10 protein-coding genes are annotated in these 11,105 nt (G+C 53.0%); 6 read left to right on the top strand and 4 right to left on the bottom strand.

Annotated features, from left to right (window positions below; translation table 11 throughout):
* Positions 1-47: 47 nt before the first annotated feature.
* Positions 48-689 carry a peptide-methionine (S)-S-oxide reductase MsrA gene (msrA, locus tag D5066_RS20010; RefSeq protein WP_080328827.1) on the top strand — a complete coding sequence of 214 codons (642 nt, stop codon included), beginning with the start codon at positions 48-50 and terminating at the stop codon, positions 687-689.
* Here msrA and D5066_RS20005 read toward each other — a convergent pair whose 3' ends face one another.
* The gene (locus D5066_RS20005; protein ID WP_119917012.1) at positions 690-1,748 is read right to left on the bottom strand and encodes a LacI family DNA-binding transcriptional regulator; all 1,059 of its coding nucleotides are present in this window, start codon (positions 1,746-1,748) and stop codon (positions 690-692) included.
* A 193-nt stretch (positions 1,749-1,941) separates the two neighbouring features.
* Here D5066_RS20005 and D5066_RS20000 point away from each other — a divergent pair, with 193 nt between their 5' ends.
* From D5066_RS20000 to D5066_RS19980, 5 genes are all read left to right on the top strand, one after another.
* Complete coding sequence (locus D5066_RS20000) at positions 1,942-3,093, top strand: Gfo/Idh/MocA family protein (protein ID WP_119917011.1); 1,152 nt, start codon at positions 1,942-1,944, stop codon at positions 3,091-3,093.
* A 15-nt stretch (positions 3,094-3,108) separates the two neighbouring features.
* The gene (locus tag D5066_RS19995; RefSeq protein WP_119917010.1) at positions 3,109-4,293 is read left to right on the top strand and encodes a Gfo/Idh/MocA family protein; all 1,185 of its coding nucleotides are present in this window, start codon (positions 3,109-3,111) and stop codon (positions 4,291-4,293) included.
* The gene (locus D5066_RS19990) at positions 4,290-5,357 is read left to right on the top strand and encodes a Gfo/Idh/MocA family protein (protein WP_119917009.1); all 1,068 of its coding nucleotides are present in this window, start codon (positions 4,290-4,292) and stop codon (positions 5,355-5,357) included. The genes D5066_RS19995 and D5066_RS19990 overlap by 4 nt, the downstream gene beginning before the upstream one ends.
* Positions 5,358-5,369: 12 nt before the next feature.
* Complete coding sequence (locus D5066_RS19985; RefSeq protein WP_119917008.1) at positions 5,370-6,392, top strand: Gfo/Idh/MocA family protein; 1,023 nt, start codon at positions 5,370-5,372, stop codon at positions 6,390-6,392.
* A gap of 79 nt (positions 6,393-6,471) precedes the next feature.
* Positions 6,472-8,019: an MFS transporter gene (locus tag D5066_RS19980; RefSeq protein WP_119917007.1), complete on the top strand. Its 1,548-nt coding sequence runs from the start codon at positions 6,472-6,474 to the stop codon at positions 8,017-8,019.
* A 387-nt stretch (positions 8,020-8,406) separates the two neighbouring features.
* Here D5066_RS19980 and D5066_RS19975 read toward each other — a convergent pair whose 3' ends face one another.
* Genes D5066_RS19975 through D5066_RS19965 form a run of 3 tightly spaced genes read right to left on the bottom strand, consistent with a single transcriptional unit; the run spans position 8,407 to position 10,899 of the window.
* Complete coding sequence (locus tag D5066_RS19975) at positions 8,407-8,787, bottom strand: hypothetical protein (RefSeq protein ID WP_244288159.1); 381 nt, start codon at positions 8,785-8,787, stop codon at positions 8,407-8,409.
* Positions 8,787-10,178: a PAAR domain-containing protein gene (locus D5066_RS19970; RefSeq protein WP_119917006.1), complete on the bottom strand. Its 1,392-nt coding sequence runs from the start codon at positions 10,176-10,178 to the stop codon at positions 8,787-8,789. Before D5066_RS19970 ends, D5066_RS19975 begins: the two co-directional genes overlap by 1 nt.
* A 10-nt stretch (positions 10,179-10,188) precedes the next feature.
* Positions 10,189-10,899, bottom strand: a complete 711-nt coding sequence (locus D5066_RS19965; protein ID WP_119917005.1) for a hypothetical protein — start codon at positions 10,897-10,899, stop codon at positions 10,189-10,191.
* Between the last annotated feature and the right edge of the window lie 206 nt (positions 10,900-11,105).

The following is an 11,105-nucleotide window of genomic DNA, read 5'->3' as shown; positions in this document are numbered from 1 at the left end:
CTTCGTGACAACCTTAACCGAAACATCGCACCCCGGGAGGCCCCATCGTGAGTTTATTCGACAAAAAGCATCTGGTTTCACAAGCTGATGCATTACCGGGACGCAACACCCCTATGCCTGTGGCGACCTTACACGCCGTCAATAACCATTCAATGACCAACGTTCCTGATGGAATGGAAATCGCCCTGTTTGCCATGGGCTGCTTCTGGGGCGTGGAGCGCCTCTTCTGGCAGCTGCCCGGCGTTTACAGCACCGCGGCCGGCTACACGGGCGGTTACACGCCGAATCCAACCTACCGCGAAGTCTGCTCCGGCGAAACCGGTCATGCGGAAGCGGTCCGCGTGGTTTACGACCCTGCGGTCATTAGCTACGAACAGCTCCTGCAGGTCTTCTGGGAAAACCACGACCCGGCGCAGGGCATGCGTCAGGGCAACGACCACGGCACGCAGTACCGCTCGGCGATTTATCCGCTCACGCCTGAGCAGGATGCCGCCGCCCGCGCCAGCCTTGAGCGTTTCCAGCAGGCCATGCGAGAGGCGGGCGATACGCGCGACGTGACGACAGAAATCGCCACCGCAAAACCGTTCTACTACGCCGAGGACGATCACCAGCAGTACCTGCATAAAAACCCGTACGGCTACTGCGGGATCGGGGGCATCGGCGTCTGCCTGCCGCCACAGCTGGCCTGATTACCGCTCCAGCGCCACGCGAGCCGCGTGGCGCGTCGCATTGCTGACCGAGCCGTAATCCATCACCTTTCCCTGTAGCAGCAGGTTAAAGACCGGCGCCTGCGGTCGGTTGAGCCGCGTTTGCAGCAGGTGTACGGCTTCAATCCCCAGCTCGCGGCAGGGCACCGTCACGCCCGTGACCGGTTTTTCCAGACGGTGCGCCAGGTTCCATGCAAAATCGGTCGTAACGAGCGAAATGTCTTCCGGAATGCGCAGCCCATGACGCGTCAACGCCCTGATCACCCCTTCCACCATGCTGGTACTGTTCGGGAAAATCACCTCCGGCCACTGGGTTCTGTCATGACTCATCAGCCACGCGTCCAGCGCCCGTTCGGCCTCCTCAGCGGTAAACCACTCAGTCACCAGCAAATCATGCTGGGGATCAAAAGCCACGTGAAAATGGCGGTACGCCTCTTTGATGCCGTCCAGACGCGCATACAGCGTTTCTCGTCGCAGGCAGGTGAGCGTTAATACCCGCCGGTGCCCCTGCTCAAAAAGGTACTGCATGGCGGTGAAGCCAATCGCCCGGTGATCGGGCGAGACGGCATCCAGCATCCTTTCCCGGTCAACGGAATTAATTAATACGCAGGGTTTATTCAGCGTGCTGGCAAGTTTAAATATGGTGGAATCATCAGTCCCAATAATAATTATCGCGTTAATATTCTTCTGGCTTGCCTTTTCCATAAAGACTTTCACATCGGCGTGCTGCTCTTCTAAACCACAACAGGTCACCCACACGTTATGTCGCGCGCAGGCTTCAGCAATGCCTTTCGTCACTTCCAGATAAAAAATATCCCCGCGGCCCTGAAAGGTTCTTTCTGGCGCAAAAACAGCGATTCCGTTAATTAATAGTCTGCCGCTCGCCATGGACTCCAGCACGCCTAATTCTCTGGCGGTGCGAACGATCGCCTCCCGGGCTTTATCGCTGGTATACGATTTGCCGCTTAATACCCGCGACACGGTACTGACGGAATAGCCCGTCAGGGCCGCAATTTCCTCCATTTTTAACCTGCCAGGCATAGTGTGACCTCGCTCTCATTCAGTTTTTGCAAATATTTGCAGAAACAGTCTTTTGATTTTAAAACTAAATTTCAGAAAGCCTGGAGATTACTTAATCACCTTGCGAGTATTCTCACAAAAACACATTGTCGCTGCGGCTCGCCTTTCCTATTTTCCGGTCATCACTTCTTTTCAACTGAAATTAAGGTGTGACATGGAGAAGGTACGTTTTGGCATTATTGGAATAGGTAATATCGGTACGGTCCACGCGCGCTATTTACTGGCGGGTACCGTCAGCGACGCCTGCCTGGCGGCGGTTTGCGATAATGCCGTCGAAAAGCACCCGGCCATTCGCCAGCTGGTCGGCACCCTCCCGTTATTCAGCGACGCACAGGAGATGCTCCAGAGCGGGCTTATCGACGCGGTGATTGTTGCCACGCCGCACTACGAGCATCCGCGCCTGTCGATGTTGGCGATGCGTAACGGCATCCATACCCTGTGTGAAAAACCGGCGGGCGTGTATACGGCGCAGGTGCAGGAGATGAACGCCTGCGCCCGGGAGTGCGGCGTGGTGTTCGGCATCATGTATAACCAGCGCCCGAATCCGCTCTACCAGAAGGTGAAAGATCTTATCGACAGCGGCGAGCTGGGTGAGATCCGCCGCTCCAACTGGATCATCACTAACTGGTATCGCTCGCAGAGCTACTACAACTCCGGCGGCTGGCGCGCCACCTGGAAAGGCGAAGGCGGCGGCGTGCTGCTCAACCAGGATCCGCATCAGCTCGATCTCTGGCAGTGGCTGGTGGGGATGCCGGTCCGCCTGCGCGCGTTCTGCCAGTTCGGCAAGCATCGCAATATCGAAGTGGAGGACGAGGTCACCGCCTACGCGGAATACGCCAACGGCGCGACCGGCGTGTTTATCACTACCGTGGCGGAAACGCCGGGCACTAACCGGCTGGAAATCGTCGGCGACTGCGGCAAGGTGGTCGTCGAAGAGGGCAAGCTGCGCTACTGGCGACTGCGCGAGTCCGAAACCGCCTTCAACGCCCGCTGGCAAAACGGCTTTGGTGAACCCGAATGCTGGGAGGTGACGATCCCCGTCGCCCCGGAATGCAGCGAACACCACGTCATTACCGCCAACTTTTCTGCCGCCATCCTGCGCGGCGAGCCGCTGATTGCGCCGGGTCTGGAAGGGATCCGCGGGCTGACGCTCTCCAACGCCATGCACCTCTCGACCTGGACAGACGACTGGGTCGATCTGCCGCTCAACGAGAAACAGTATCTGCGCCTGCTTCAACAGCGTATCAGCACCTCAGTGGCTAAAGAGACCGCCAGCGTCACGCTGGACGCCTCAGGCACCTGGTAACTTCGGAGATAAACGATGTTAAATGTCGCCATTGTGGGAACAGGGAATATCTCGCATAACCATATTCAGGGCTATTTGCAGTTTGGCCAGCGCTGCAGGATCGTCGCGCTGGTGGATATTTACCCGGAAAAAGCCCACGAGAAAAAAGCGCGCTACGGACTGACGGACGCCCGCGTGTATGCAAGCCACCAGCAGATGCTGGCGTCTGAGCCGAATATCGACATTGTCGACGTCTGCACGCCGCCCTACGTTCACGCGGAAATTAGCATTGATGCGCTGCACGCCGGGTGTCATGTGCTGTGCGAAAAGCCGATGGCCGCCTCGCTGGAGGAGTGCGACGCGATGATCGCCGCGCAACAGGCCAGCGGCAAGACCCTCTCCATCATCGCCCAGAACCGCTTTACCGATGCCTTCTGGCGCTTAAAAGCCGCGCTGGACTCGGGGCTCGCAGGCAAGGTTTGCCACGCGCAGGTGGATTCGCTCTGGTGGCGCGGGCACTGCTACTACGACCTGTGGTGGCGCGGCACCTGGGAAAAAGAGGGGGGTGGCTGCACGCTTAACCACGCGGTACACCATATCGACGCCATGCAGTGGATGCTCGGCTTCCCGTCCGAGGTGGTGGCGATGATGACCAACGTGGCGCACGACAACGCCGAAGTGGAAGACCTGAGCGCCGCAATCTTCAAATACCCCAGCGGCGCACTCGCGCAGCTTACCGCCTCGGTGGTACACCACGGGGAAGATCAGAAAATCATCATTCAGGGTGAAAAAGCCCGTATCTCCGCCCCGTGGCAGGCCTTTTCCAGCGTGAGTGCCGATAACGGCTTCCCGCAGGAAACTAACGATCTTGAGCGAGAAGCGCAGCTTAACGCCGTTTTTCAGGAGACGCCGAAGCTCAAGTGGACGCTGCACACCGGGCAGATTAATGACCTGATGTATGCCATCGAGCACGGCACGGCGCCGCTAGTGGATGGGTTGCAGGGCAAACGCTCGCTGGAGCTGATCGCCGCGATTTATAAATCCGCCATTACCCGCACAGTGGTCGCGCTGCCGATTCAGCGCGACGACCCGTTTTACCGTACCGGCGGGATCAACGCCCTCGCCCCCCGTTTTTATGAGAAATCCGCAAGCGTCGCCAACTTCAGCGAAGTGGGCGCTATCCCTCTGGGCAAAGCTCTGGATCGAGGAGTGTCAGCATGAACAAGAATGACGGAATGAACTACGCCCCGGTGGGCAAACCCCAGCCGGTGGTTCGCGAGGGGGAATTTGTGTTTGCCGCCGCCGCGCTCGATCACGGCCATATCTACGGCATGAGTAACGGCCTGATTGAAGCCGGGGCCACGCTGAAGTGGGTGTACGACCCCGACCCGGCGAAAGTGGATAAATTCCTTCAGCAGTATCCGCAGGCCAAAGCGGCGGACTCGCTGGATGCGATCCTTAACGACGACGAGGTGCGTCTGGTGGCGGGAGCCGCCATCCCGTCCGAGCGCTGCGCGCTGGGGCTGAAAGCGATGGCCGCAGGCAAGGATTACTTCACGGATAAAGCGCCGCTCACCACCCTTGAACAGCTGGCGGACGCCAAAGCGATGGTGGAAAAAACCGGGAAGAAATACGCGGTGTACTACAGCGAACGCCTGCACGTGGAGAGCGCGGTCTTTGCCGGGCAGCTGGTGCAGCAGGGCGCGATTGGCCGCGTGGTGCAAACCCTGGGAACCGGCCCGCACCGGGAAGGTACCGGTCGCCCGGACTGGTTCTACGATCGTCGCTACTTCGGCGGCATCCTGTGCGATATCGGCAGCCACCAGATTGAGCAGTTTCTGTTTTATACCGGCAACGATGAGGCCTGCGTGATGGCCAGCCAGGCGCGAAATTTCAGACATCCGCAATACCCGGCCTTCGAAGATTTCGGTGACGCGATGCTGAAGGGAGAAAACGGCGCCAGCGGCTATTTCCGCTGCGACTGGTTCACCCCGGACGGACTCTCAACCTGGGGCGATGGCCGCCTGACGCTGCTCGGTACCGAAGGCTATATCGAAATCCGTAAATATGTCGATCTCACCCGCGGCGAGCAGGACGTGGTTTACCTGGTCAATAAAGAGGGGGAATTCCGTTACCCGGTCGCCGGACAGGTCGGGTTCCCGTTCTTTGGCGAGCTGATCCTCGACTGCCTGAATCGTACCGAAAACGCCATGACGCAGGCTCACGCCTTTAAGGCGGCGGAACTCTGCGTGAAGGCGCAGATGCTGGCCAACGCGACGGCATAACGGGAGGTAACCATGACGATCCTGAACACGGCGGTAATCGGCGCTGGAGCCATTCACGGCTGCCATGTGAATGCTTTACGCCAGATCCCCAACGTTGCGCTGCGCGCACTGGTAGACATCGACAGCGTCAAAGGACTGACGCTGGCGATGGCCTATCAGTGCCGCTTTTATCAGGATTACCGGGAAATGCTGCTGGATGATGCCATCGACGTAGTCCATATCTGCACGCCGCATTTTGAACATAAAAGCATGATCCTGGCGGCGCTCGCCGCCGGGAAGCATGTGTTCTGCGAAAAACCAGTGGGGATGAACAGCAGCGAGCTCGGTGATATCGCCCGCGCCGCTGAGCAGGCTCCGGGCCTGCTTGGCGTGTGCTACCAGAACCGGCTCAACCCCACCAGCCTTCGCATCCGGCAGGCGCTGAGCGATGACGAGCTGGGGAAGATGCTTAGCCTGAAAGCGGTGCTGACGTGGTCACGCTCCGGCGCGTACTACACCGAAAGCCCGTGGCGTGGGCGGCTGGCAACGGAGGGCGGCAGCCTGCTGATTAACCAGGCGATCCACACCCTCGACCTGATGCAGTGGTTCGCCGGCGGCGTGACGCGTCTGAAAGGTGTGGTGGACAGCGGAGAGCTGGCAGACGTGACCGAAGGGGAAGACAGCGCGATGGCGACGCTGCACTTTGCCAACGGTGCGCGCGGCCTGTTTTACGCCAGTAATTGCAATACCACGGATTCCCCTCTCTGGCTGGAGATCCACTGCGAACGGGGCTCGCTGCTGTTGAATGACAACGTGCTCTGGCGCATCACCCCCGGAGAGCGTCGCAGGCTGGTAAGCGATGACTCCCCTGACGGCTCAGTTAAAAGCTACTGGGGGCTGGGACATCAACAGGCGATCCGCCGTTTTTATCATGCCGTTACTCACCCGGGAGAAACGGATTACACCGATATCCATGCTGCCGGAAAATCACTCACCCTTGTGGAGGCCATTTATCGCTCATCTCAATTAAGACAATGGATAGATATCAATAATTAGAACGTAATGTGTCGTCCAGCAGTAAATAAAAATACGACCTGAAAAACAGGTTAATCATTACCCTACACTGGATATTATTATGGTCAAACCAACTGAACGTAGAGTTGGTTATGGCGTAGCGCTTGGCTACGGCGTAACCGATCTGTTTGGCGGAGGCGCTTTCGCCATTATCGGCACCTGGCTGCTATTTTTTTACACCACCTATTGCGGGCTCTCGGTTATTGAAGCAGGTTCAATATTTGCGATTGCCCGCGTCATTGATGCACTCTTAAGCCCGATTATGGGTTATATCACCGATAATTTCGGCGATACCTGGCTTGGCCGTAAATTTGGTCGTCGCCGCTTCTTTTTATTACTCAGCTCCCCATTAATGTTTTTGTATGCCCTGCTGTGGCTGACGGATATGGGCTACTGGTATTACCTGGGCACCTATCTCTCGATTGAACTGCTGTCGGCGATGGTGCTGGTTCCGTGGGAGACGCTGGCGGCGGAAATGACAAACCGCTATGAAGAGCGTAGCCGCCTCTCCGGCGTGCGCATGATCTGCTCCCAGTTAGGTGGTTTTCTGGCGGTGTCCGTCCCCGGCGTGATCATGCAGTTCACGGGCAAAGACAATCCATTCACCTATACCCTCACCGGGCTGATATTTTCCTGCGTATTCTGCATTGCGGTGTTTATTACCTGGTACACCACCTGGGAAGCCAAAGATGTTCCGCAGGAGTCCGATTTTAAAATAGATACCCAGCGCAGCGGCGGGCTACTTAATCACCTGAAATATCTGGTTCTGGATCTCTTTTCTTCATTCCGTATTCGCGCGTTCCGCCTGCATATTATTATTTATATCTTTTCGTTTACGGCGATGGACGTATTCGGCTCGGTGTTTACCTATTATGTCGTGTACTGTCTGAGCCAGGATGCGGCCGCGGTTTCCGGCTGGCTGAGCATCGCCGCCTTCGCCTCGGTGCCTGGCACCTACGGGTTTATGCTGCTGCTGAACCGGCTGAATGTTACTCCCTCCGCAGCACTGCGTTTCTCCTACGGCTGTATCTTCTGCGTGCTGGTATTCTTGTTTACGGTCTACCTCACCAAAACGCAGGTACCGACGCTGCTGTTCTCGGCGGTCTTTATTCTGCTGGGGGCCGCCCGCTCCGGCCTTTACTATATTCCGTGGAATATCTACAGCTTCATTCCCGATATCGACGAAATAGTGACGCAGCAGCGCCGCGAGGGGATTTTTGCCGGCGTGATGGTTCTGACCCGCAAAAGCACCGTGGCAATTGCCATCATGATTATCGGCCTGGTACTGCAGGAGTCCGGCTTCGTGAAGGGCAGCGGCGCACAGCCAGAAAGCGCGCTGGGAGCGATTATCGGCCTGATGATTTTCGCAACGGCCGCCCTGCTGGCGGTGAGTTTCTTCACGACCTATAAGTTTAAGCTCACCCGCGAGACGCATAAACAACTGCTCAAGGAGATTGCCCGCCGGAAATTGGGCGGAGATTACCGCGACTGCGACGCCAATACTCGCGTGATCATCAAGCAGCTTACGGGATACGAGTATGACCAGGTGTGGGGAGGCGATGCCACACGACAAACGGTGGGAAGCGCCGGTTTATCTCCTGCGAAATAGCCACATGCACCGGACAGCGTCCTGCTGTCCGGTCTGTTTTTATGCCAAAATATGACCTCTGGCAGGTTTACACACCTTTACGCTATATCCAAAAGAGATTCTTAATCGATCGTTTTTCCGCCAATACAGGGTTAGTGTAAAATTCAGTACTGAGATCTGAGTACACGGCATTTTGTCGGCGGGGTAGAAGCTGATCAGATGAACGAGATTATAAATTAGGCGGAAAAAAACAGACTTTGCTTTTTCCTGAGTAAAAGATTACTTAAGATTTTTTCCAAAAATCGTGAGGCCTGGGATTTGCTTATTTTGTGTTCTAAAGACCAGTAACCTAATCTCTTTCGTATTCACTTACAAGAAAAGCCGCTTTAGCGGCTTTATAAAATAGGCTTAGAGAAATAAGTAAGATGTTATGATGGTTGCACAAAACAGAACAATCATTATTAAGAATAAAGTAAACTTAATTTTTAGCCACGACACTTCCTCTTTAGGTAAATTTTTGATGAAATCATAATGTTCGGGGTTCATATTTCTCACAGGAAAACTTCCCTTTTTAAAAGCAAATGGGAAGATGAAGTACATATCTTTTTGAAAAGCTAAGAATATCCCCCCTGCTTGCGCAAGGATTATACCTGCGGGTACGTGTCCAAATCGTTCTTTAAAAATATCGCACAATAAAAGGTGTTGTTTATTCTTCGTCACCGAATATGCACATGCTACAATTGTCGATAAGACAAACAATATGAATATGATAGCAGATACAATTTTCATCAGTTCCCTACTGCGTTATAAATTATTTCACCATATTCTTCACCTTTGTCTGAGAGATACTCTCCGCCTATATACCCCCCACCAGTACCAAGAATTACACCACAAGCTAATGCACCTGCTCCGGCAGCTTCTATTGTTAAAGTCCCCAAAATAACAGAACAGAGGCCAACACCAGCAGCACCGCCAGCATAACTACCAGCAAGCCCCCCTGCAAAGCTACCTATTTCCGTGTATTTCTTTTTAGTACATTCGCTTTCACGACCAACAGAACAAGCCTCATTTATTTCATTAATAGAATGCAAAGCACTAAAGCCAATCCCGACATAACCAACATATCGCATAGCTGCTACAAATTTTGCAGCTCGCTCTATATGTGTAGCGTAACCATCAATATCACTTATTCCCGTTTCATTCCATTTATGAGTTATCGATTTAGTTGATAAACCAAGAGCACTTTTTAAGTTGTTGTACTCACCAAGTTTCATACCTTTATTAAGGAAGCCGACTTTAAGTACATGATCAAGTTTCTTGAATAGTTGAGCACGTCTCACATAGAATTGCTCACCAATCAAAACCCCTCTTGTGGTGTATGTATTCTTGTACGTTTCCTGAATTTCTTTCAGGATTTCCTCTATATTCTCGAAATACTTCCCAACAGGTTCAGCAGCAAGTCCTATTCCTTTATCGGCGATGTTGCTAAAGTTAGCTATTGTTGCATAGTGATCGTGTAAGAAATTAGCCTCTTTATGCGTAAGCGGTTCTAATGCTGTATCAATACGTTGTTTAGCAGCCTGCATATGTGCGATCTGATCACTGTGCTGTTTTTCTGGATCAACAACAAGTAGGATAGAACCAGCTTTGTATTCCTTACCTTCTCCATTTAGTGAACGGTAAAGTTCCTTTGTTCCTGCTGGTGAACTACCTTCGAATAAGTATCGCTCATAAGCACCAGTTTCAGCACCGTAAGGAAGTACACAGAAGCCAGCATCTACTGGTTCACGTTTGGTTTCTTCCTTATGTAGTTTTTTAGCTGTCTGGGCGTGCTGTACGGGTTCTTCCGTTTTTGTTGGTACAGGAACAGCTAAAGGGGCAGCCTTAACTGCTTTCTTTTCCTCGACCCAATAGGAAGCATTTGGGAATGACGAAATGAAAGTTGTGTCACAGGGGCATGTACTGCGGCTATGCAAAGTACCTGCTGCGGCAACTCCATGAATCGAGTAAGTGGGGATACCACCTGCGATATGGTATACCTTGCCATCTTTACCACAAGAGACAGAATCGCCATTTCTCGCGGTCGCAATCCCTCCAAAGCTGTGATTTGGGGAACCTGAAAGAATGCTACCGCCGCACGTTGTCTTGTCGCCAATCCTCAGAAAATGACCAGTAGCCATAGAATCATCCTTAATGAAGTTTGTTAGCAGGTTTAGAACCATTCACTGCCAGAGAAGATACGATCCACATTTGCTTTTCGATGGAATAGGTGGATACACAGTATTGCGTTGCCGAGCTGATAATCGGTGTTGCGGTGACAAGTACCGTTGATACAGCATTCCGGGCATGTTCTTTTATAAAGTCGAGAGGTTGAGAGTTAAGGATCTCCATTGATTCACAGTAGCTGGGAAACTCTTCATGCCAGTAACCATTCATCCCCTCGAACAGGGATTCATCGAATTTCAGGATTACCTTGTTTGTGATGGGATCTAAGCAGTTACCGATAGGGAATGATTCAGGGAATTGCAGAGTTCGGTATAGAGCAGATTGCAGTATAAGGTTTCTGAAATCGTCGATTGAGAACCCAAATACAAGCATCATGCCGTAATGGGATTTATGGGCTTTCGTGTTGATCATCATCTCTGTAATGTTCAGATCAGAGAATGAGTAAACCTTCCATTCCGACGGTGTTTCTGCCTGATTCAGTACTTCAGCAGCAATTGCCGCATCAAGAATCGAAGTGTAAAGAGCCATCCCCTGAATATTGCCACCGCCAGCCCACTGAGTCTCTAACCACTGAGCCCCGTCATCATTTACCGTCATCCGGGCAACTGAGAAAAGTAAAGTTGGGCTGATGTAATCGTTTGTACCTGGTGCATAAAAATGAATCTTTTTGGTCATAACTTCCTGTACTTGTGTTGTTTTTTTAGATTCTAATTCTCACATGAACATTACGGTTTTGTACAGGGAATGAGCAGTTCCCCCCACGTTTTTGCCACAAATACATAAAACAGAAAGTATTTAGATATCATCTAATTGCTATTAAAAATGACTGCTTTCGCGACCTCATACTTGTACAAACAGTTATTGAGATTGATCGAGCACCA

The sequence above is a fragment of the Enterobacter chuandaensis genome, assembly GCF_003594915.1.
Classification (GTDB): domain Bacteria; phylum Pseudomonadota; class Gammaproteobacteria; order Enterobacterales; family Enterobacteriaceae; genus Enterobacter; species Enterobacter chuandaensis.
The sequence above is the reverse complement of the archived record's forward strand: the minus strand, read 5'-3'. Positions and strand labels throughout refer to the sequence as shown.